The sequence below is a fragment of the Pseudomonas syringae group sp. 243L2 genome, from assembly GCF_032587875.1.
Lineage (GTDB): Bacteria > Pseudomonadota > Gammaproteobacteria > Pseudomonadales > Pseudomonadaceae > Aquipseudomonas > Aquipseudomonas amygdali.
This window is the reverse complement of record NZ_JAWHPL010000031.1, coordinates 213,383-235,110: the sequence shown is the minus strand read 5'-3', so window position 1 is coordinate 235,110 and position 21,728 is coordinate 213,383. Positions and strand designations below refer to the sequence as shown.

The 21,728-nt window shown below is 60.0% G+C and carries 18 protein-coding genes; 13 read left to right on the top strand and 5 right to left on the bottom strand.

What is annotated here, in order from left to right; genetic code table 11:
• Positions 1–101 precede the first annotated feature (101 nt).
• From RYB66_RS21095 to RYB66_RS21060, 8 genes are read left to right on the top strand one after another with little or no spacing between them, the layout of a single operon-like run.
• Complete coding sequence (locus tag RYB66_RS21095) at positions 102–1,061, top strand: AAA family ATPase (protein ID WP_002554476.1); 960 nt, start codon at positions 102–104, stop codon at positions 1,059–1,061.
• Between the two features lie 4 nt (positions 1,062–1,065).
• Complete coding sequence (locus RYB66_RS21090) at positions 1,066–2,010, top strand: DUF58 domain-containing protein (protein ID WP_002554477.1); 945 nt, start codon at positions 1,066–1,068, stop codon at positions 2,008–2,010.
• Positions 2,007–2,501, top strand: a complete 495-nt coding sequence (locus RYB66_RS21085) for a DUF4381 domain-containing protein (RefSeq protein ID WP_004660770.1) — start codon at positions 2,007–2,009, stop codon at positions 2,499–2,501. Before RYB66_RS21090 ends, RYB66_RS21085 begins: the two co-directional genes overlap by 4 nt.
• Positions 2,494–3,552, top strand: coding sequence for a vWA domain-containing protein (locus RYB66_RS21080; RefSeq protein WP_057405020.1), 1,059 nt, complete (start codon positions 2,494–2,496; stop codon positions 3,550–3,552). The genes RYB66_RS21085 and RYB66_RS21080 overlap by 8 nt, the downstream gene beginning before the upstream one ends.
• On the top strand, positions 3,549–5,267 hold the full coding sequence (locus tag RYB66_RS21075; RefSeq protein ID WP_057405019.1) for a VWA domain-containing protein: 1,719 nt from the start codon (positions 3,549–3,551) through the stop codon (positions 5,265–5,267). Before RYB66_RS21080 ends, RYB66_RS21075 begins: the two co-directional genes overlap by 4 nt.
• Entirely contained in the window at positions 5,264–6,922 is a 1,659-nt protein-coding gene (locus RYB66_RS21070) for a BatD family protein (RefSeq protein ID WP_316895345.1), read from the top strand. The genes RYB66_RS21075 and RYB66_RS21070 overlap by 4 nt, the downstream gene beginning before the upstream one ends.
• Before the next feature lie 42 nt (positions 6,923–6,964).
• Positions 6,965–8,209, top strand: a complete 1,245-nt coding sequence (locus RYB66_RS21065; protein WP_005781813.1) for an exonuclease SbcCD subunit D C-terminal domain-containing protein — start codon at positions 6,965–6,967, stop codon at positions 8,207–8,209.
• Complete coding sequence (locus tag RYB66_RS21060) at positions 8,206–11,850, top strand: SbcC/MukB-like Walker B domain-containing protein (RefSeq protein ID WP_005781811.1); 3,645 nt, start codon at positions 8,206–8,208, stop codon at positions 11,848–11,850. The genes RYB66_RS21065 and RYB66_RS21060 overlap by 4 nt, the downstream gene beginning before the upstream one ends.
• A gap of 287 nt (positions 11,851–12,137) precedes the next feature.
• Here the strand turns inward: RYB66_RS21060 and RYB66_RS21055 are convergent, their stop codons facing one another.
• The 5 genes from RYB66_RS21055 to RYB66_RS21035 form a co-directional block, all read right to left on the bottom strand.
• On the bottom strand, positions 12,138–12,332 hold the full coding sequence (locus tag RYB66_RS21055; RefSeq protein WP_004665916.1) for a hypothetical protein: 195 nt from the start codon (positions 12,330–12,332) through the stop codon (positions 12,138–12,140).
• Between the two features lie 175 nt (positions 12,333–12,507).
• Positions 12,508–13,680, bottom strand: coding sequence for a lactonase family protein (locus RYB66_RS21050; protein WP_057405015.1), 1,173 nt, complete (start codon positions 13,678–13,680; stop codon positions 12,508–12,510).
• A 79-nt stretch (positions 13,681–13,759) separates the two neighbouring features.
• Complete coding sequence (locus tag RYB66_RS21045; protein WP_003368505.1) at positions 13,760–14,044, bottom strand: DUF5629 family protein; 285 nt, start codon at positions 14,042–14,044, stop codon at positions 13,760–13,762.
• Positions 14,045–14,171: 127 nt separating this feature from the next.
• Positions 14,172–15,164, bottom strand: a complete 993-nt coding sequence (araD1, locus tag RYB66_RS21040; RefSeq protein WP_004418549.1) for an AraD1 family protein — start codon at positions 15,162–15,164, stop codon at positions 14,172–14,174.
• 35 nt (positions 15,165–15,199) lie between these two features.
• Positions 15,200–16,513 carry an MFS transporter gene (locus RYB66_RS21035; protein WP_057402602.1) on the bottom strand — a complete coding sequence of 438 codons (1,314 nt, stop codon included), beginning with the start codon at positions 16,511–16,513 and terminating at the stop codon, positions 15,200–15,202.
• Positions 16,514–16,727: 214 nt separating this feature from the next.
• Between RYB66_RS21035 and RYB66_RS21030 the strand changes: the two genes are divergently transcribed.
• The 5 genes from RYB66_RS21030 to RYB66_RS21010 all read left to right on the top strand — a co-directional run bounded on the left by RYB66_RS21030 (position 16,728) and on the right by RYB66_RS21010 (position 21,561).
• A complete protein-coding gene (locus RYB66_RS21030; protein ID WP_002554488.1) occupies positions 16,728–18,470 on the top strand; it encodes an IlvD/Edd family dehydratase in 1,743 nt (580 codons plus the stop codon).
• Between the two features lie 93 nt (positions 18,471–18,563).
• Positions 18,564–19,277, top strand: a complete 714-nt coding sequence (locus RYB66_RS21025; protein ID WP_002554489.1) for a FadR/GntR family transcriptional regulator — start codon at positions 18,564–18,566, stop codon at positions 19,275–19,277.
• 330 nt (positions 19,278–19,607) lie between these two features.
• Complete coding sequence (locus tag RYB66_RS21020) at positions 19,608–20,192, top strand: PAAR domain-containing protein (protein WP_005746764.1); 585 nt, start codon at positions 19,608–19,610, stop codon at positions 20,190–20,192.
• A 5-nt stretch (positions 20,193–20,197) separates the two neighbouring features.
• Entirely contained in the window at positions 20,198–21,124 is a 927-nt protein-coding gene (locus RYB66_RS21015) for a DUF6402 family protein (RefSeq protein ID WP_117139675.1), read from the top strand.
• A complete protein-coding gene (locus RYB66_RS21010; RefSeq protein ID WP_080544533.1) occupies positions 21,121–21,561 on the top strand; it encodes a hypothetical protein in 441 nt (146 codons plus the stop codon). Before RYB66_RS21015 ends, RYB66_RS21010 begins: the two co-directional genes overlap by 4 nt.
• The last annotated feature ends 167 nt before the right edge of the window (positions 21,562–21,728 follow it).

The following is a 21,728-nucleotide window of genomic DNA, read 5'->3' as shown; positions in this document are numbered from 1 at the left end:
GCGGTAGTCGTTAGTCGATACCTGCCTGGATGGATTAAAGTATCGCCCCCAGCTCAGCAGTCACCAGACACAGCTGATTACCCTGCCAGGAACCGTCACCGATGGAACATCGTGAAGCGCTGATTGCGCTGCGAACCTTTCTTTCAACGCAGATCCTTGGCCAGGAAAAGCTGATCGAACGCCTGCTCATCGCCCTGCTTGCCGACGGTCACATGCTGGTCGAAGGCGCACCCGGCCTGGCCAAGACCAAGGCCATCAAGGAACTGGCAGAAGGCATCGAAGCACAGTTCCACCGCATTCAGTTCACCCCCGACCTGCTGCCTGCCGACATCACCGGTACGGAAATCTATCGCCCGGAAACCGGCAGTTTCGTATTCCAGCAAGGGCCGATCTTCCACAACCTGGTACTGGCCGACGAAATCAACCGTGCGCCGGCCAAGGTTCAGTCAGCGTTGCTCGAAGCCATGGCCGAACGCCAGGTGAGCGTGGGCCGCAGCACCTACGACCTGTCACCGCTGTTTCTGGTCATGGCCACCCAGAACCCCATTGAGCAGGAAGGCACCTACCCGTTGCCCGAAGCCCAGCTCGATCGCTTTCTGATGCACGTCAAGATCGGTTTCCCGGATGCCGCCGTCGAACGCAAGATCCTGCAACAGGCGCGTGGCGAAGCCCTGAATGGCGAAACCAAGCCGGAACGCCGTGTCAGCCAGCAGGCGATCTTTGCCGCACGCAAGGAAATTCTCGGCCTGTACATGGCCGATGCGGTCGAGGAGTACCTGGTGCAACTGGTCATGGCCACCCGGACCCCGGCCAAGTTCGACCCGGAGCTGGCCGAGTGGATTGCCTACGGTGCCAGCCCGCGTGGTTCCATTTCGCTGGACCGCTGCGCCCGCGCACATGCCTGGCTGGCCGGACGTGACTTCGTCAGCCCCGAAGACATTCAGGCAGTGCTGTTCGATGTATTGCGCCACCGGATCATCCTGTCGTTCGAAGCCGAAGCTGCCGGTATCGATCAGGATCGCGTGATTCAGCGCATCCTCGACGTCGTGGCCGTCGCCTGAGCCCATGCAACCCTACCTGATCCCCCAGCCGGGCATCCGCGTCAGCCTCAGCGAGCTGATCGAAATGCGTCATCGGGTGCGGGAAGTGCAGCTGTTCTCTACGCCCAGCCAACGCAGCCCGTTGATCGGCCTGCACCACTCCAAACTGCGCGGGCGCGGCGTGGATTTCGATCAGGTGCGGGTCTATCAGGCTGGTGACGACGTGCGCAGCATTGACTGGCGCGTGACCGCACGCACTCAGGAGCCGCACACCAAGCTGTTCCACGAAGAACGCGAGCGGCCGATTTTCATTCTGGTGGAGCAAAGTCGTCGACTGTTCTTCGGCTCCGGCCTGATGTTCAAGTCGGTACTCGCGGCCCAGGCTGCCGCGCTGATCGGCTGGGCAGCGCTGGAACACAACGACAGGGTCGGCGGGCTGGTGTTCGGCGATAACGAGCACTACGAGATCAAGCCCCGACGCAGCAAACAAAGCCTGTTGCAGTTGCTCAACCGACTGGTGCGGGTCAATCAGTCACTGCACACCGAGATCCCGGCAGACCGCGATGCCTTCGGCACTGCGCTGCGTCGCGCCCGGGAAGTGCTGCGCCCTGGCAGCCTGGTCATCGTTTTGTGCGACGAACGCGCCCTTTCCGATGCTGCCGAACAACAGTTGAGCCTGCTGTCACGCCACAGCGACCTGCTGTTGCTGCCATTGTCCGACCCACTGGACCGCGCGCTGCCCGCTGCGGGCCTGCTGCGCTTTGCCGAACGCGGCGCGCAGCTGGAACTCGATACCCTCAACCCCGAACTGCGCCGCGCCTACCGGCAGCAGGGCGAAGACCGCTCTGCGCGCTGGGAATTGCTCGCGCAGAAACTGCGGGTATTGCTCATGCCCTTGAGCACCCAGGCGGAACTCGTTGAACAATTGCGCGAATACCTCAACGCAAAGCGTCCGGTGAAGCGCAAATGAATCCGCTTGATCAGCTCGAGCCGCTGATTGCTCCCGAGGCCGTCGGCTTTTGGCCGCTTGCCCCAGGGTGGTGGCTGCTGCTGTTGCTGATCCCGGCAGCAGGCTGGGGCCTGTGGCGTTTACGTGTACTGCTGCCAGTCAAGGCGCGCAAGGTTCGCAGCGAACAACCGCTGGACCCGGTTCGCCTCGCCGCCCTGGCGGAACTCGCCAGCTTGCCCAAGCCCTACGATGGCGCCCCGGCAGGTGCCTGGCTGCAGCAGATCAACGGCTTGCTCAAACGCCTGTGCCGCAACCATTATCCGCATAGCCAGAGCCACACGCTGAACGGCCGGAAATGGCTGGCATTCCTCGACAATCGCTGCCCGGCGGCAGGCCTGACGCGCTGGATGATTCTGGTCGAAGGTGCCTACAAGCCCGAGTGCAAGCTGGACGACAAGGCGATCACCGGGCTGACTCAGGCGGTCGATACCTGGATCCGCAAACATGTTTGAGTTCGTCTGGCCCTGGGTTTTCGCCCTGCTGCCGCTGCCGTGGCTGATGCGTGCCCTGCTGCCCATGGCCGACAGCGGCGAGCCGGCGCTAAAGGTCAGTTTTCTCAGTGAACTCGAAGGGCTGAGTGGACGCCGCGCCAAGGCCAATCTGCCGGTCTGGAGACAGCGTGCGCCCTTTCTGCTCATCTGGCTGTTGCTGTTGATTGCCACCGCGCGACCGCAATGGCTGGGCGAGCCACTGCCAGTGGCTGCCAGCGGGCGCGACCTGCTGGTGGCGGTCGACGTGTCCGGTTCCATGGACTACCCGGACATGCAGTGGAAAAGCGATGAAGTCAGCCGACTGGTGCTGGTGCAACAGTTGCTCGGTGACTTTCTCGAGGGCCGCAAGGGCGACCGGGTTGGTTTGATCCTGTTTGGCACTCAGGCTTTTGTCCAGGCACCGCTCACCTATGACCGGCGCACTGTAAGGGTCTGGCTTGACGAGGCAAAAATCGGTATTGCAGGCAAGAACACTGCGCTTGGCGATGCTATCGGTCTGGGCCTGAAACGCCTGCGCCTGCGCCCGGCCACCAGCCGCGTGCTGGTGCTGGTCACCGACGGTGCCAATAACGCCGGTCAGATCGATCCGATCACTGCCGCGCGGCTGGCTGCCGAAGAAGGCGTAAAAATCTACCCCATCGGTATTGGCGCGGACCCCGACAAGGACGCGCTGCAAAGCGTCCTCGGCCTCAATCCGAGCCTTGATCTGGACGAGCCGACGCTCAAGGAAATCGCCAGTCTCAGCGGCGGCCAGTATTTCCGTGCTCGCGACGGCGACCAATTGGAAAAGATTCGCGCCACCCTGGACAGCCTGGAACCGGTTGCCCAGCAGCCCACCCAGGCACGTCCGGCGCAGACGCTTTATCAATGGCCGTTGGCAACAGCCCTGCTGTTGAGCGTGCTGCTGGTGCTGCGTGAACTGTGGCCAAACAATGCGCTGCAACGCCTGCTGGCTGTCGTGCGTTCCGTCAACTGGCGTGAGCGCGTCAAAAGCCTCTGGAGGTCGCGATGATCGCCTCTCTGTGGCCGCACTGGTTTCGCCCCGAGTGGCTGCTGATCCTGCCGTTGCTGGCGCTGTTGATCTGGCGGCTCTGGCATCGGCAGAAACGCGCCGGACGCTGGCAAATGCTTCTGCCGACCCATTTTCATGCCGTCCTGCTCAACGGTGGGCGCGGCAGCAACAGCAAACTGCCGTGGGTCGCACTCGGGCTGGCATGGCTGCTGGCGCTTTTCGCGTTGCTGGGCCCCAGCTGGCAACGCGTCGAACAGATCAGCCAGAAACCGGTCGATCCGCTGGTGGTGATACTTGAACTCACCCCGCAGATGCTCGCCACCGACACTGCGCCCACTCGCCTGGAACAGGCGAAACGCAAACTGCTGGACCTGTTGCAAAAGCGCAGCGATGCGCAGACCGCCATCGTCGTCTATGCGGGCAGCGCGCACACGCTGGTGCCGCTTTCCGATGACCTGGTCACCAGCCATAACCTGCTGGAAGCCATCAGGCCGTCGATCATGCCCATGACCGGCCAGCGTGCCGATCTGGCGGTCCAGAAAGCCCTGCACCTGCTGAAACAGGGCGCACTGGGCCAAGGGCGAATTCTGCTGATCACCTCGTCACTGAGCGAACAGGAACGTCAGGGCATCCGTGCGGCGTTGCGCGGGCAATCGCCGCCGTTGCTGATCCTTGGCATCGGTACGGCTGACGGCGCGCCGGTCATGCAGGAAAACGGCAGCCTGCTCAAGGACGACCAGGGCGCCATTCTGGTGTCGCGCCTGGACAGCAACAGTCTCAACGAATTCGCCGATCAGGTCGGCGGCAGCTATCGTCAGGCACGAGGCGATGAAGAAGATTTGCGCAGCCTTGGCCTGCTGGCCAGCCCCCAGCACATGAGCAGCGACGGGCAGGTCGTGCAACTCGATACCTGGGCCGATCAGGGCCACTGGTTCCTGCTCCCGCTATTGTTGATCGCAGCCCTGGCTGGTCGGCGCGGCTGGCTGTTCTGTCTGCCGCTACTGTTCATGTTTCCGCAAAACAGCCAGGCGTTCGAGTTTCAGGACCTGTGGCTGCGTCCCGATCAACAGGGCCAGCGGCTACTGGAACAGCATCGGCCAGCCGAGGCCGCACAACGCTTCGAGGACTCACGCTGGAAGGGCGTGGCCTTTTACCAGGCGGAAGACTACGTCAGCGCCGCCCAGCAGTTTGCCGAAGGCAACAGCGCCGCCGACCATTACAATCGCGGCAATGCCCTGGCGCGCAGCGGCGAACTGGCGGCAGCACTGGATGCCTACGAACAGGCCCTGGACCGCCAGCCGGAATTTCCCGCTGCACAAACCAACCGGGCGCTGGTACAAAGCCTGCTGGACAAGGCCGATGTCCAGAAGCCTGCCGAGGATGAACAGAACAAGGCCGATCAGGGCGAAGAAGGCCAGCAAGCGTCACAGGACCCCAACAGCAGTGCATCGCCAGCCGATCAGAACCCGTCCCGCTCGGATCAGCCCGGTGCCAGCGAGAGCCTGCCGCCAGACGTCAGCGGTCAGGCCACCTCAGGCGAATCGGCGGACGACGAGCAAACTACCCGCCCACCGCTCCAGGCCGCAGACACCCCTATTACCGGCGAGCGGCGTCAGGAACTGGAACAGTGGCTGAGGCAGATTCCGGATGATCCGGGCGAACTGCTGCGGCGCAAATTTCGCTACGAACAGCAACATCAGGAAAAGACCCGATGAGTCGCGTGTACACCTTATTGATCGGCCTGCTGCTGAGCCTGATCAGCTTGTCATTGCAGGCTGCGCAACTGACCGCCAGCGTCGACCGCACGCGCCTGAACGCCGGGGAAACTGTCGAGTTGACGCTGGAAACCGACGATGTCACCCAGTTTGGCAAGCCGGACATGAGCGCTTTGGAGAGCAGCTTCGAGGTGCGCGATACGCGTCAGCTCAACAGCCTGAAAACCCTGGACGGCAGCAGTCAGGCCACCACTCGCTGGATTGTTACCCTGCTGCCTCGCGAGACCGGCAGCGTGTTGATCCCGTCGTTGCAACTGGGTGAGCTGAAAAGCCAGCCACTGACGCTACAGGTTCTGCAAAGCGAGCCCCAGGACCCAGGCAGCCATCTGGCGTCGATCTTCATCGAAGCGAGCCTCGATCAGGACAGCGTGTATGTTCAGGCCCAGGCCGTGCTGACCCTGCGCGTCTACCACTCGGTGTCGCTGTTCGATGACAGCAGCCTGAGCCCTTTGCAAGTACCGGACGCTCGGGTTGAAAAACTGGGTGATTCGCGCACCTACGAAAAGCTGATCAATGGTGTGCGTCATGGCGTGATCGAAACACGCTACGCGATCTATCCGCAGCAAAGCGGCGTGCTGAAGATACCGGCACAAGTGTTCAGCGCTACGCTGGTGCAGACGCCTGCCGAAGGCTCGCAAGGCCAGGAGGCCAACCCGTTCGGCCCGCAGCCAGGCCGATCGGTACGGGTCAAGTCCGCCGAAGTGCCGTTGACCGTCAAACCCAAACCCGCCGACTACCCGGCTGATGTCGCCTGGTTGCCGGCGCGCAGTATCAGCCTTGAAGAAAACTGGAGCCCGGAGCCCGGCACCACTCAGGTCGGCGATTCACTGACCCGCACCCTCATACTCAAGGCCGAAGGCCTGGCCGGTGCGCAACTGCCACCCTTGCCGCCCACCGAAGTGCCCGGCCTGCGGCGTTATCCGGATCAGCCACAGCTGCGCAACCTGCCCAGTGAACGTGGCCTGATCGGCACCCGCGAAGAACGCGAGGCACTGGTGCCCGGCCGGGCCGGGGCAATTGACCTGCCTGCGGTTGAAGTGACCTGGTGGAATACCCGTGAAGATCACCTGGAACACACCAGCCTGGCCGCACGTACCCTGCAGATCAGCAGCAACCCCGGCCTGGCAGTGGACACGCCGGTGAACAACGACATGAGCGGCGTGACGGTGATCGGCCCGCCGGTCTGGCCGTGGCAACTGAGCACGCTATTGCTGGCCTGCACCACCTTTTACGGTTTCGCCCTGTGGTGGCGGGCCCGCGGGCAGCCGGCAATCGCCCGGGCCGTGCAGACCGGGCCCAGCCCGCGTACCGTCCTGGATGACCTCAAACGCGCCTGCCTGGCCAACGACCCTCAAGGCACCCGTCAGGCACTCGACGCGTGGGCACGCCAGCAGCCGGAAACCCTGGCCGAAATGGCCGCGCGTTTCGTGCCGCTGTCCGATGCACTGGACGGTCTGAACGGCGCGCTTTATAGCGAAACCGGCAAGCTGTGGCTGGGTGAAGACCTCTGGCGCGCCGTGCGCAAGCTGCCTGCCGCCGAACATATCAAGGACCCGGCAGGCGATGCCGGGTTGCCACCGCTGTATCCCAAGTGAGGATGCAGCTCAGGCAACACCTCTACACGACAAGGTAAACCAATGCGTCTGTTTCACACCTCTGACTGGCATCTGGGTCAGAACCTGCACGGTCAGGAGCGGGATTTCGAACACGCCTGCTTTCTGACCTGGCTGCTGGCCCGTCTGGCCGAACGAAAACCTGATGTACTGTTGATCGCGGGCGACATCTTCGACACTGTCAACCCGCCGGTCAAAGCGCAGGAACGCCTGTATGACTTCATCGTCAACGCTCATGAACGGCAGCCGCTGCTGACCATCGTGATGATCGCAGGCAACCATGACTCCGGCTCGCGTATCGAACTCCCTGCACCCCTGATGCGCCGTTTGCGCACACACGCACTGGGCAGGGTGATGTGGCTGGACGACGGTGTGTTGGACGCCGAACGCCTGCTGCTACCGTTGCCGGACGCCGAAGGCAACGTCAAAGCCTGGTGCCTGGCGCTGCCCTTCCTGCGTCCTGCCGAGGTCACCGGCCCGACGCTGGGTGACGACTACCTGCGCGGTATCGGTCGGGTTCATGAGTTGCTGATCGAAGCAGCCAACCTCAAGCGCCAGCCAGGTCAGGCACTGATCGCCATCAGCCACGCGCACATGGCAGGCGGTTCGGTCTCGGAAGATTCCGAGCGCAGCCTGATCATCGGCAACGCCGAAGCCCTGCCCGCCAGTCTGTTCGGACCGAGCATCACCTATGTTGCGCTGGGCCACCTGCACAAACCGCAGCGGGTCAACGGCGAAGAGCGCATTCGCTACAGCGGCTCGCCGATCCCGCTGTCCTTTTCGGAAATCAGCTATCAGCACCAGATTCTTGAGATCAATTGCGACGGTGAGACGCTGACCAGTGTCGAGCCGTTGCTCATCCCTCGCGCCGTCAACCTGCAACGCCTGGGGCCTGCGCCCTTGGCCGATTTGCTGGTACAGCTCAAGGCGCTGCCGGACATCGATCTGCTCGCCGACCCGGACCGCCAGCCGTGGCTGGAAGTGCGCGTGCGTCTTGATGAACCGCAACCGGACCTGCGCAACCAGATCGAAACCGCGCTGCAAGGCAAAGCCGTGCGGTTGGTGCGCATCGGTGCTGAATACGCCGGTAAAGGCAGTGCTGACGGCAACGAGGGTGAAGCCGCCCTGATCGAGCTGGACCAGCTCACGCCTCAGGAATTGTTCAGCCGTGCCTGGCAGGACAACTTCGGCAGCGAGGTCGACGAACAGACCCTGACCGATTTCGCCACGCTGCTGCGTGAAGTCCAGCAGGAGAGCGAACAGCCATGAAAATCCTTGCCATTCGCCTGAAAAACCTTGCCTCGCTGGCCGGGCCGTTTGAAATCGATTTCACTGCCGAGCCGCTGGCCAGCGCCGGTCTGTTCGCCATTACCGGCCCGACCGGCGCAGGTAAAAGCACCCTGCTCGACGCCTTGTGCCTGGCGCTGTTTGGAGCGATTCCGCGGCTGAGTAATATCGGGCAGTCCAAGGTCCCGGACATCGACGGCGACATCACCACCAGCGACCCGCGCACCCTGCTGCGGCGTGGCACGGGCAGCGGTTACGCAGAAGTGGACTTTATCGGCATCGATCAGCGCCGTTATCGCGCCCGCTGGGAAACCAACCGCGCACGCGACAACGCGACCAAAAAGCTGCAGGCCAGTCGCCAGATCCTGACCGACCTGGACAGCGAACAGGTGCTCAGCAACCAGAGCAAGCGTGAATTCGAGCAACTGATCGAGCAGCGTCTGGGGCTGAATTTCGAACAATTTACCCGCGCCGTGATGCTCGCTCAGAGCGAGTTCAGTGCCTTCCTCAAGGCCGACGACAAGGAACGCAGCGAACTGCTGGAGAAGCTGACCAATACCGCCATCTACAGCCAGCTCGGGCGGCGCGCCTACAGCAAGAGCAAAGAGGCCGAGGAAGCGCTTAAAACCCTCACTGCTCAAGCCAGCAACATCGTCCCGCTGGCTCCGGAGCTGCTGGCCGAACTGGAGCAACGCCTCAACGACGCACAGCAGCAGCTCAAGGCGCACCAGGCACAGCAAAGGCAACTGGAAATCAAACAGCAGTGGCTGATCGAGCTACACCGCCTGCGCGATGAACAGCTTGCCGCGCAGGAGGCGATCACCCGTGCTCAACAGGCCTGGGACGACCAGAGCGGTGCACGTCAGACCCTTGGGCAACTGGAACGCCTGGGCCCGCAACGCCACCGTTTCGCGCGTCGGGTCACGTTGAACGCCCAGCTCAACCCGCTGGCGGAACAGATTCTTCAGCATCAGCAACAGCAGGCTTCGCTGCAAGATCAGCAGCGACAACTGGAGACCCACCGCACCCAGGCGCAGGCCAGTCTGCTGGAGGCCCAGCAAAACCACAGCAGCGCCAAACCACTGTTGCAGCAGGCTTTTGACACACAGAACACGCTTAACCACCTGGCTCAGGAACTGGCCAAGGTGTCTGACCTGCATCAGCAAACCGGGCAGCTTTGTACTGAGGGTCAGGCCAGCCTGCACATTTTGCTCGACCAGCAGCAACTGGTTTCGCAGCGCCTTGAACGTATTGCCGGGCAGCTGGAGCACAGCAGCGAACTGGCCCCCCTGGCTCAGGCCTGGAGCGCCTGGCGCGACCGGCTGAAATCCCTCACGCTGATCGCCAACCGCCTCAAGCACGGACAGAGTGAACTGCCTGCACTGCAGCAACGTGCCAGCACGGCTGATCAACAGTTGACCGAGCAACGCAACGCGCTGGAATTGCTGTACCGCGAAGCCGATTGCGAAGTGGATGCGGTCACCGAACAGGTACAGATTCTCGGCAGCCTGCTGCAGGATAATCGCAAGCAGCAACGCGCGTTCGAAGACCTGGCTCGTTTGTGGACCAGCCAGCAGGACGTAGACCGGCAACTGGCCGATCTGGCGCAGCAACAGCAAAGCGCTCAGCAGCAACGCGAACAGCTCAACAGCGAAGGCATTCGCGTTCGTGATGAACTGACCGTCGCCGAACAGACCCTGACCGTTACCCGGCAACTGCTGGAACGTCAACGCCTGGCCCGCAGCGCCAGCGTCGAGGAATTACGCGTCCAGCTGCAGGACGACCAGCCCTGTCCGGTCTGCGGCAGCATCGAACACCCTTGGCATCAGCCGGAAGCGTTACTGGAAAGCCTCACGCAACATGATGACAACGAGCAGGCCAGTGCGCAGAAGGCGGTGGACCAGCTGACCGAACAGCGCAACCAATTGCGCGAGCAGGTTGGCGGCGTGATCGCCCGCCAGAAAGAGCTGCTGCGTCAGCACGAACAGCTCACCCTGCGCCATCAAACCCTGGCACCGGACCTGGAATCTCATCCCCTCGCGGCTCAATTGCTCGACCACGACCCAGGCAAGCGTGACAGCTGGTTGAGCCAGCAATTGAATAACCTGAGCGAAGTCATCACCCGTGACGAGCAACGCCAGGAAGCGTTGCTGACCCTGCAGAAAGACGCCGCCCGCTTGCAGCAGCAACTTCAGGCAGCCACAGAAGCCAGTCAGACTGCGGCGAGCCATGTTGCCGAGCAGCTCAAGCAGCTGGACGTCGACAGGCAGCGGCTGGACGAAGAACTGAGCGCATTCACGCCGCTGGTCTCGCCACACGTGCTTGAAGGGCTGCGCAGCGATGCATCGGCGACAGTGATGCAGCTTGAGCAGCAGGTGACTCAGCGGCTGGATCAACTTGAACAGCAACACGAAGAGCAACAGGAGCAGAGCGAGCGCCAGCAGAAGATCGAAAAGCAACAGATCGAGCAGCAGACTCGCCTGCACCGCCAGACCGAACTGGCGCAGGAAGTCGCCCGGCTAGGCGAGCAGCAACAGGCCAGCCAGCAGGCACTGACCGGCTTGCTGGGCGAGCATGCGACTGCCGAGCACTGGCAACAGGCGCTGGAAAACGCCATCGAGCAAGCCAGGCAAACCGAAAGCTCGGCCGCCGAGGCTCTGCAGCAGATTCAAAGCCAGTTGATCCAGCTGGCTGCCGAACTCAAGTCCGCCCAGCAACAACAGCAATCCTTGCAGCAGGAACTGGCTGAACTTGATGTGCAGATCAGCGAATGGCGCGGCCAGCATCCCGAGCTGGACGATACCGCGCTCGACACGCTGCTGACTTACGATGACGCGCATGTCGAGCAACTGCGTCTGCAACTGAACGCTACCGACAAAGCGCTGGAGCAGGCAAAAGTATTGCTGCAGGAGCGCGATCAGCGCCTGCAACAGCATCAGGCGCAACACAGCGACCTTAGCGACAGCACGCAACTGGCGGCAGCGCTGCAACAGGCCCATGAACAGTCCGCGCTCGGCGAGCAGCAATGCGCCGACCTGCGCGCCGAACTCAGCGAAGATCAACGCCGTCGCAACGCCAACAGCGCGTTGCAGGCGCTCATCAACGATGCCAATAACGAATACCTGCGCTGGGCACGCCTGGCATCGCTGATCGGCTCGGCCGAAGGCGACAAATTCCGCAAGATCGCCCAAGCCTACAACCTTGACCTGCTGGTCCATCACGCCAATGCGCAGCTCCGGCAACTGGTGCGCCGCTACCGCCTGAAACGCGGCGGCAGCATGCTCGGCCTGCTGGTCATGGACACCGAAATGGGCGACGAACTACGTTCGGTCCACTCGCTGTCGGGTGGCGAAACCTTCCTGGTCTCGCTGGCGTTGGCGTTGGGACTGGCGTCGATGGCCTCCAGCACGCTGCGTATCGAATCGCTGTTCATCGACGAGGGCTTCGGCAGCCTCGACCCGGAATCGCTGCAACTGGCGATGGACGCACTGGACGGCTTGCAGGCACAGGGTCGCAAGGTCGGCGTGATCTCCCACGTACAGGAAATGCATGAGCGGATTCCGGTGCAGATCAAAGTGCGTCGCCAGGGGAATGGGTTGAGCACAATCGAGGTGGGTAACTGAAAGACCTGTGACGCGGAGCGTCACGAACGGAATTCCCACGCTGGAGCGTGCGGAACGATAATCTCAACTATCGTGCCGTAGCTCTGGACGTTTTCAACTATCGTGCGGCGCTCCGCGTCGCATGCCGTTCTGGACGCTCTGCGTCCGGTCTTGAATACGCCATCGCCGTCAATGCTTTCGCGAACAGGCTCGCCTGACATTCCGTGCATGGTCTGCCGCGCAGTGGGCAGTAAGTCGCAGGGACCTGTGTTGGCGAACATGCTCGCGAAAGCGTGACGGCTGATGAATCATTGAGCGGATTTGTGATCCAGCGCTGCGTAGAAATTAGCGCTCTGTTGCAGGTATTTCGAGGTGTAGGTCTGAGTGTAGGTCTGAGCAGCGTGGGCTTTTTTGTCAGTTACATCGACACTGGCACTGGCTGGAAGCGCAACGCTTGCGGAAACAGCCGATGCAGCAATGATGGAGAAAAGATTGAAATTCATGTCGGTCACCCCTCGTTATCCGGTTAGCGTTTGCTTGAAGTGTTAGCCGTCTTGGCCGTGACTCAAACTTACGCCCGAGGGTGGTTCAGCAGAAATCTTTTGTAGCACTAACCCATATCATCAAGAATGATAACGGCTCCAGCCCTTGTATCTAGAGGGCTGGAGCTGGAAAGGCTTACTTGTCAGTCAGAAAACGCAGATAAGAAGGTGAATCTGCATCAAATTTCTGCACAGTTTCACCGATCTTCCCGCTCTGCGGATCACGGCGCACGGTCACGATCTGGTTGCTCTTCTGATTGGCGAACAGCATGTACTTGCCAGTCGGGTCAAAGGCGAACTCGCGTGGCTCCTTGCCTTCCAGGGAACGGCGCTGAATTTCTTCCAGCTTGCCGCTGGCCTGATCGATCCGGAATACCACGACCTGATTCGCGTCACCCCGATTGGTCACGTACAGAAACTTGCCATCCGGTGAAGTGTGCAAGGCGCCACCACCGTTTTTCTCTTCCACGCCCTTGTTCTTCATGTCGACCAGTTGGGTCTGCTTGAAGACGCCGTCATGATAGTCAAACACCGCGACCTGCGCCGTCATTTCCAGCACCAGCCAGGCATGCTTGCCATCAGCACTGAACAGGGTGTGACGTGGTCCGGAGCCACCCGGCAATTGCACGGTCGGCTCCTTGGCTGGCTGCAGTGGCTTGGGCTGGCTCGCGTCGTAGCGATACACAAACAGCTTGTCAGCGCCCAAGTCAGCGCTCACTACGTACTTATCATCCGGGGTCGGCACGGCCAGATGCACATGGGACGACATCTGCCGCTCACTGTTGACCTTGCTTCCAGGACCCAGCGGCAGCACCTGAACGGCTTCGCTCAACGTGCCGTCCTTACCCACCGGCACCACGGTCAGCGCACCGCCCGGTTCAGGGTTTACTGCGTAGTTGGCAACGAACAGGTAGCGGCCGTCATAACTCAGGCTGGAGTGCGTCGGTTCTTCACCGCGGCTTTGAACCTGATTGATCGGCGTGATCTGACGGGTTTTCGGGTCGATTGCAAAGCTGCTGACCTTACCGACCACATCTTTTTGCCCTGGGCCGTTTTCATTGACCGCGAACAGATAACGCTGGTCTCTGGAGACGGTCAGCCACGAGGGGTTTTCGGTTTTGACCACTTGCAGCGGCTTGGCATCGATCATCCCGGTTTCGCTGTTGAAGGCAAAACGATAGATCCCTTCACTCTTGCCTTGTGTGTAGGAACCTATCAGCAATTCAGTATCGGGCATGGCTTGGGCCTGCAGGGTAAACGCGCTCATGGCACTGGCAATCGCCAGCCACGGCAGAAATTTATGGGGCATGGGGGCATCCCTTTTTGTCGAAATTATTGATGCCTGTTACGGCACTGTCGGGTCTATGACAGCGCCAGCCCGCATTTACTCAATCCTGCGCGGAATCATCTTCATCGGAGGGGGTAAAGGCATCCAGGCAGATGATCCGGTGATCGGCATTGCCGTCATTGATCACCCAGCTTTGCAGGGATTCATCAAAGGTCGCGGCATCGACTTGCGCCTTGGTGAAGCGCCATACCTTGCGCTCACGGCCGTCCATGCATTCGACGTTCAGTTCCTCGCCCAGAGAGAAGTCCCAGGCGTGCAGACCGTCGATTTCCAGCATGGTGGTGGCTTCGAGTGCGGCGAGCAGTGTGGTGGGTGTGGTAGTCATGACAGTTATCCGGCCTGCAAAAGCGCGAATGATAGGGCAAAAGGCAGGCGCAGATACAGTCGGAGCGCAAGTAGAGCCGTACCAGCGCCGAGCGCTGGCACGGTGAGCAATCAAACAGGGACTGCGCTTACAGCTTGCCGATGCCGCCCGGCTGAAACACCGGCTCGCTCGGTGCCAGGCCGTTGACCAGCGGCTTGCCGAACTCGGCCTGACTGATCTCGAAACGATCGCCCGGCTGGGTGCGCACGCCATCGGCAAACGACAGGGTCGCGGTGCCGAAGAAATGCACATGCACATCACCGGGCCTGAGGAACTGGGCGTATTTAAAGTGGTGATACTCAAGGTTTTCCAGACTGTGGCACATGTTCGCTTCGCCACTGAGGAACTCTTTTTCCCACAGCACCTTGCCGTCGCGCCAGACCCGGCTGGTGCCCGACAGGCTTTGCGGCAAGTCGCCCACGCGCAACTCCGGCCCGAACGAACAGGCACGCAGTTTCGAATGCGCCAGATACAGGTAGTTGCGACGCTCCATGACGTGATCGGAGTATTCGTTACCGATGGCGAAGCCCAGGCGATAAGGCTTGCGGTCATGACCGATCACATACAGGCCGCTCAGCTCGGGCTCTTCCCCGCCATCTTCGGCAAAGGGCGGCAGCGAAAACGAATGTCCGGGGCGCACGACAATGCTGCCATCACCTTTGTAGAACCACTCTGGCTGAACACCGGCCTGCCCCGCAGCCGGCTTGCCGCCTTCAACGCCCCATTTGAAAATACGCATGGTGTCGGTCATCGAAGCTTCGTCTCCGGACTGCTGGTGCATCTTGTCGCGTGCCGAAGCACTGCCCAGATGGGTCAGCCCGGTGCCGCTGACCAGCAGGTGCGCCGGATCAGGATGGTCGAGCGGCGGCAGGATCCGCAACTCCTCAAGCAACTGCGAATAGTCGTGCGTCTCGCCAACGCCACGCTGCTCGACCTGGTGCGCCAGAGCCGAACCCGCCTCGATTGCCGCCAGCGCCAGCTCGCGAACACTTTCGACACCCTGGACCTCACGTACCTGATCACCGTCGACCAGACCGACCCGGCGCTGACCGTCGCTCAATTCAAACTGTACTAACCGCATGAAATTCTCCTTCCAGATAATGGGCCGCTGAAAACCTATCTCGCCTTGGCACTCGCCGCGAAGTCGGACACTGGCAGCACATGCTTGCGCTCCAGCACGTGATAGACGATGCCGGTCAGCAGCAGCCCGAAGACCATGACGCCCGACAGAAAATAGAGGCCCGATGCCAGGCTGCCGGTGATTTCCTTCAACGCACCGATCACGAACGGCCCGATGTAGCCGCCCAGGTTGCCGACCGAATTGATCAGCGCGATACCGGCTGCGGCACTGGCACCCGCGAAGAACCGCCCCGGCAAGGTCCAGAACACTGCCGTGCAGGAAAACAGCGCGAACGCCACGACGCACAATGCAGCCAGCTGCGCCACCGGCAGGGTCAGCCAGGCGCTGCAGAACAGGCCGATGGCACCCAGTACATACAGCACGGCCAGATGCCCGTAACGGTCGTTGAGGCGGTCGGAACTGCGCGGCACGATCAGCAGGCCAATGATGCCGAAAATGTACGGCACCGAAGACACAAAGCCGGTGGTCAGATCACTGCCACCGAACTGTTTGATCAGCGTCGGCAGCCACAGGCCCAGACCGTAGATACTTAAGGTCACTGGCAGATAGAACAGCGCGAGAAGCAACACACGCTTGTCTTTCAAGGCGTGCAAGGGATTGCCGTGGCGAGTCTGGCCGTATTCTTCCAGGTCCTTTTTCAGCTCACCGGTCAGCCAGTCTTTCTCGGCCTGGTCCATCCATTTGACCTGTTGCGGACCGTCCGGCAACCAGCGCAGCACCGGCCAGGTCAGCAGAATCGCTGGCGTACCAATGACGATGAACAGCCATTGCCAGCCATGCAGACCGAGTATGCCGTCCATGCCCAGCAAACCGCCGGAAACGGGCCCGGTGATCATCATGGCGATGGGTTGCGAGAGGATGAAAAGGCCAAGAATCTTGCCGCGATGGCGCACCGGAAACCATTGGGTGATGTAGTACAGCACGCCGGGAAAGAATCCCGCCTCGGCTGCACCCAGCAGAAAACGCATCACATAGAAGCTGTGTGGCCCCTGCACGAAGGCCATGCCGATGGTGATTGCGCCCCAGGTGATCATGATCCGCGCGAACCAGCGACGTGCGCCGAAACGCTCGAGCATCAGGTTACTGGGGATCTCCAGCAGGAAGTAACCGATGAAGAACAGGCCGGCACCCAGCCCGTAGGCGGCGTCGCCGATACCGATGTCCGCGCCCATGTGCAGCTTGGCAAAGCCCACGGCAGAGCGGTCTACATAAGCGATCAGGTACAGCAGGATAAGGAAAGGAATCAGTTTGAACGTAATGCGGCGTATAAGCCGCAGTTCCTGGCTCATGTAGGCGGTCTCCCATTGTTTTTGTTATGGAACCTGCGGGGATCGCCTCTGTGCCTGGGGGCTGAATAACGCAGCACATGCGCCAGGATGATCCCTCGTCTACGACCGACTATATAGTAATACTATTTAAACTGACAACTCTTCCAATACGCGTTTTTTAGGCTTACCTTAGCCAGCAGTATCGCCATTAAGTCTTACAATAAGAGAGCCGATCATGTCTGACTCCGATAAAAAACCGACCCTCCGTTCTGCCCAGTGGTTTGGCACCGCTGACAAGAATGGCTTCATGTACCGTAGCTGGATGAAGAATCAGGGTATTGCCGACCATCAGTTCCAGGGCAAGCCGATCATCGGCATTTGCAATACCTGGTCGGAGTTGACCCCCTGCAACGCGCATTTCCGGCAGATCGCCGAGCACGTCAAACGTGGTGTGATCGAAGCAGGCGGCTGGCCGGTCGAGTTTCCGGTGTTTTCCAACGGCGAATCCAACCTGCGCCCTACCGCGATGTTCACCCGCAACCTGGCGAGCATGGACGTTGAAGAAGCGATTCGCGGCAACCCCATCGATGGCGTCGTGCTGCTGACTGGCTGTGACAAAACCACGCCTGCCCTGCTGATGGGTGCCGCCAGTTGCGACATCCCCGCCATCGTCGTGACTGGCGGACCGATGCTCAACGGCAAGCATCAGGGCAAGGACATCGGCGCCGGCACCATCGTCTGGCAGATGCATGAGTCCTACAAGGCCGGCACCATCAGCCTGGATGAATTCCTGTCCGCCGAAGCCGGCATGTCTCGCTCGGCAGGCACCTGCAACACAATGGGCACGGCCTCGACCATGGCCTGCATGGCCGAAGCGCTGGGCACTTCATTGCCACACAACGCCGCCATTCCTGCGGTGGATTCGCGACGTTACGTGCTGGCCCACATGTCCGGCATGCGTGCGGTGGACATGGTTCGTGAAGACCTTCGCCTGTCGAAGATTCTCACCAAGGCCGCATTCGAAAACGCCATCCGGGTCAATGCGGCCATCGGCGGTTCGACCAACGCCGTTATTCACCTGAAGGCCATTGCCGGGCGCATCGGCGTCGACCTGGACCTGGACGACTGGTCGCGCATGGGCCGCGGTATGCCGACCATCGTCGACCTGCAACCCTCAGGGCGCTTCCTGATGGAAGAGTTTTACTACGCCGGTGGCCTGCCTGCCGTGCTGCGGCGCATGAACGAAGCCAATTTGCTGCCCAACCCGGACGCACTTACGGTCAATGGTAAAAGCATTGGAGAAAACACCTGCAATTCACCGATCTATGGCGAGGACCAGGTAATACGTGCGCTGGACAATCCGATTCGCGCCGATGGCGGTATCTGCGTATTGCGCGGCAACCTCGCCCCCCTCGGCGCAGTGCTCAAACCGTCTGCCGCCACCCCGGCACTGATGCAGCATCGGGGCCGGGCGGTGGTGTTCGAGAACTTTGAAATGTACAAGGCGCGGATCAACGATCCGGATCTGGACATCGACGCCACGTCGGTCATGGTCCTCAAGAACTGTGGCCCCAAGGGTTATCCGGGCATGGCCGAGGTCGGCAACATGGGCCTTCCGGCCAAGCTGCTGGCGCAGGGCGTGACTGACATGGTGCGTATTTCCGATGCACGTATGAGCGGCACGGCCTACGGCACAGTGGTTTTGCATGTGGCACCGGAAGCCGCAGCCGGCGGTCCGCTGGCGGTGGTCAAGGAAGGTGACTGGATCGAGCTGGACTGCGCTGGCGGACGTCTGCATCTGGACATCCCGGAAGCCGAACTGGCCGCACGCCTCGCCGATTGGCAGGCACCGCAGCAGCTGTTACTCGGTGGCTATCGCCAACTGTACGTGGACCGTGTGATGCAGGCGGATCAAGGCTGTGACTTCGACTTTCTGGTCGGTTGCAGAGGTTCAGAAGTGCCTCGCCACTCGCACTAAAAGAAGCGGCGGTCCCTTGTTCTGGCGACCGCCGTCACTGTTGTGCGATGGTATGATGCCCAGCAATCACTGCCAGGACCCAATTGCGCTCTCATGGATTATCGAAAGCCTTCCGACCGAAAAAGCATGCACGCGCGCATTGTTCAGGAACTGGGCATGCAAATCGTATCCGGCCGTTTCAAGCCTGACGAAAAGCTGCCTGCCGAAGCGCTGCTCTGTGAAGAGTACGCCGTCAGCCGCCCGGTACTGCGCGAAGCCACACGGGTTCTGGTCGCCAAGGGGCTGGTCTACTCGCGGCCGCGTGTCGGCACGGTGGTCAAGGCCCGACGCGAATGGCACCTGCTGGACCCGGATGTGCTGCACTGGGTGATGCAAAGTTCGCCGCAGAATGAATTCTTCAACCTGCTGACCAGTGTGCGCGCAGTCATCGAACCGGCTGTTGCAGCACTGGCTGCGCAACATGCCACGGACGCAGAAATCGAGTCGATTCACGAAGCCTACCTGCGCATGGAGGCCGCACCGACCCCGGAAGACCTGCTGCAACCCGATCTCGACTTCCACAGCCGCATCGCCGATGCCACCCATAACGACCTGCTGGCGCACTTGTGCAACATGCTGTCGCTGGCGTTGCGTGAAGCGCTCAAATACTCCAACAAACGCCCCAACCTGCACGAACTGGCCATGCCCCGCCACAAAGCCATCCTCACCGCCATCCAGAACCGCGACGCACTGGGCGCACGCCACGCTTCGCTGGTGCAACTGGACGATGCGCGCAATGCGCTGAGTGTGGTCCTGGGCGGCGGTTGATGGGCTCGACTGAGTCGATAACGCTTTGAGTCTGTATGTTCGCCGTGTTTATTGATCAAATAGGGCGAATCCTCCTTATTGCTGGTACCCGCCTCTGAATATTCTATTTATGTGGGAAATATCCATACTATTTGTAAGAGCCTTATCAGCCCAGCGTAAGCTCAGTCCTTAATTATCGCAAATGACGCTCCGTCATTTCCGAAAACATAAAGTAATGATATCTCTCCCTGCACATTAATTAAAACGCTGCGCCTGTTCATAAACGTCGATTAAACCTATCAGACGTCAGAGACTCGTGCTGCTGATAAAAAAGTGTGCAAGGAGCATTGCATGAAACTTCTGGCCATCGTTCAGGGCGATACCACAGACCACGGAGGGTCTGTTATCAACGGCGATCAAACAAAGCGCATCAATGGTTTCCCCGTGGCGCACAGAGGCTGTGACGTCATCTGCCCACTGCATGGTGCCAGCAAAATCATCGGCGAAGAAAACAGCTTTCATATCGAAGGAAACATCATCGCACTGGAAGGCGACCTGACCAGTTGCGGGGCTCGGTTGATATCCAGGCAACAAAGTTTCTTTCGGGTTGAGAGGCAGTCGAGTGTTGTGCAGTCTGCGCCCGATCCTTCGGTTGGTAATGATCAGGGTGTGGCCAGCGAAAGTGTGGTGGATCGGGTTGTGCATTCAGTTAATTCGCTGGTGGGCCAGCGAGAGTCAATCATGTGCGACGAACGTTTTCGTCTGTTCAATCAACAACGCTCCAGCCTTGGTCATCTGGGCTATGTGGTGATGCAAGACCAACGCTGCACCTGCGTTGGCGCGCTTGACCTGCAAGGCTACAGCCGCAGCCATAAAAGCCCGGCTGTCATCGCACTGCAACTCGCAACCACCGCCCCTTGGCCGGTCATGGAGTAACCTCAATGTCTCTGAACGATTTCCAGCGTACCAACGCCTTGGGCCCCGACACTTACTTCGCCTTGCCCCAAGGCGCCTCACACACCTACGCCCCGACAGACACCCCGGCCAAAGAAGTCATCATCCAAAGCCTGGCCCTCTCCCGCATACCCGGAGCCATGCGCAGCATGGGTTGGAACACGGCAGCGGCGCTGATGCAGCGATGGTTTGACAGTCCCGCGTGGGAGATGCCGCAGGAGTGGAAGGAGCCAAAAACCCAACCTGACCCTTTGAGCTTACCTGCAATACAGTGTGACGAAAGTATTGTAAAAATGGAGTGGGCAATGCAGTTTGAGCGTTGTCGGGAAGCAGTAGATGAGGCCGAGTCCATCGTATCCTCGGCAAAAGCGGTTGAAAGATTGAGAAAACTTTTGAAACGTGCCGGATGGGATGAGAATAGCTCATTTGAACTGGGCAACAACTTACTGTCTTCTCGGCAGATAGATGTTTTATCCCAAGTAAATTTTCGTATATTCGGCAGTACGTGGGACTCACTGGACGACATGTACGGTGCGCTGGGGTCTGCAACACTAAAAGTTGGTGTTACAGGACGAGCTTTCAGTAAGAAAAATTTCATCACCCAGCAGACCGAGCTGTATTTCCAGATAAAAAACCTAGGCTTCTACATACGGGACCATTACGACTTTAGCGGATTACAATATCTCGGCACGTGGACAGAAGATCGCGTGCTGACCAAGGCAGAAACCGCTATAGCCTTGACGCCACAAGGAAATCTGGTCATCCGTTTAAAAGACGGACCATTTGCTGCAGTTACAAACTCCCACTTTCGCAACTATCGTGGCGACACAGGTCAAGGGGGCGATTTTTTTATTTACTCAAACATTTTGTGGAAAAAATCTGATCAGATCATAAAGTTGGGAGTCCGTAAATGAAACCACTTCCACAACGGCTCAAATTTTTTATAGCCTACATTATTATCGCCGGTAGTCTCTGGACCGCATCGGAATGGTGGGAAAAAGGGTTAGCGGAACGCTCTGGCGAGCCTGACATAAGCCCTGGAGGCTGTTACAGAGTGGAGCTGTTCAAACCACTCTGGGTTCTTCCGATGATGTTTCATTCGATGCCACACCCGGATAGTGAGGTGCCAAGAAGGTGGCTACCCTGGTGGGAGTACCCTGCGTTTTTTCGGCTCTATGATCATCGCACTGGCGAGTTGATTTCAGAGACAGAGGTTTACGATCTGGCGTCAGCGAGTGGACCGCTGGACTGGGGGGGCGGATCGGGTGAGGTATCGGCTGGAATGATCTCAATTGGCCCCAATCTCCCTGATTGTCTGGGTGACCGCCCTACTCCAGTAAGCCCTCAATAACGAGAGCATCACGATGCTGGACGTTTTTAAATGATCGTTCCAACGCTCAGGACGCTCTGCGTCCTGTCCCAAGTAAGCGACGCGGCGCAAATTTGTGACGCAGAGCGTCACGAACTGCGTGCCAACGCGGAGCATTGGCACGATAGTTAATAGTTAAAAGGACCCAG

Bases quoted from the DNA above. Each gene is read 5' to 3' on its own strand.
- RYB66_RS21045 (WP_003368505.1), bottom strand. From the start codon at position 14,044: ATGACTACCACACCCACCACACTGCTCGCCGCACTCGAAGCCACCACC.
- RYB66_RS21025 (WP_002554489.1), top strand. From the start codon at position 18,564: ATGGATTATCGAAAGCCTTCCGACCGAAAAAGCATGCACGCGCGCATT.
- RYB66_RS21095 (WP_002554476.1), top strand. From the start codon at position 102: ATGGAACATCGTGAAGCGCTGATTGCGCTGCGAACCTTTCTTTCAACG.
- RYB66_RS21030 (WP_002554488.1), top strand. From the start codon at position 16,728: ATGTCTGACTCCGATAAAAAACCGACCCTCCGTTCTGCCCAGTGGTTT.
- RYB66_RS21065 (WP_005781813.1), top strand. From the start codon at position 6,965: ATGCGTCTGTTTCACACCTCTGACTGGCATCTGGGTCAGAACCTGCAC.
- RYB66_RS21050 (WP_057405015.1), bottom strand. From the start codon at position 13,680: ATGCCCCATAAATTTCTGCCGTGGCTGGCGATTGCCAGTGCCATGAGC.
- RYB66_RS21085 (WP_004660770.1), top strand. From the start codon at position 2,007: ATGAATCCGCTTGATCAGCTCGAGCCGCTGATTGCTCCCGAGGCCGTC.
- araD1 (WP_004418549.1), bottom strand. From the start codon at position 15,164: ATGCGGTTAGTACAGTTTGAATTGAGCGACGGTCAGCGCCGGGTCGGT.
- RYB66_RS21055 (WP_004665916.1), bottom strand. From the start codon at position 12,332: ATGAATTTCAATCTTTTCTCCATCATTGCTGCATCGGCTGTTTCCGCA.
- RYB66_RS21060 (WP_005781811.1), top strand. From the start codon at position 8,206: ATGAAAATCCTTGCCATTCGCCTGAAAAACCTTGCCTCGCTGGCCGGG.
- RYB66_RS21020 (WP_005746764.1), top strand. From the start codon at position 19,608: ATGAAACTTCTGGCCATCGTTCAGGGCGATACCACAGACCACGGAGGG.
- RYB66_RS21090 (WP_002554477.1), top strand. From the start codon at position 1,066: ATGCAACCCTACCTGATCCCCCAGCCGGGCATCCGCGTCAGCCTCAGC.
- RYB66_RS21035 (WP_057402602.1), bottom strand. From the start codon at position 16,513: ATGAGCCAGGAACTGCGGCTTATACGCCGCATTACGTTCAAACTGATT.
- RYB66_RS21075 (WP_057405019.1), top strand. From the start codon at position 3,549: ATGATCGCCTCTCTGTGGCCGCACTGGTTTCGCCCCGAGTGGCTGCTG.
- RYB66_RS21070 (WP_316895345.1), top strand. From the start codon at position 5,264: ATGAGTCGCGTGTACACCTTATTGATCGGCCTGCTGCTGAGCCTGATC.
- RYB66_RS21015 (WP_117139675.1), top strand. From the start codon at position 20,198: ATGTCTCTGAACGATTTCCAGCGTACCAACGCCTTGGGCCCCGACACT.
- RYB66_RS21010 (WP_080544533.1), top strand. From the start codon at position 21,121: ATGAAACCACTTCCACAACGGCTCAAATTTTTTATAGCCTACATTATT.
- RYB66_RS21080 (WP_057405020.1), top strand. From the start codon at position 2,494: ATGTTTGAGTTCGTCTGGCCCTGGGTTTTCGCCCTGCTGCCGCTGCCG.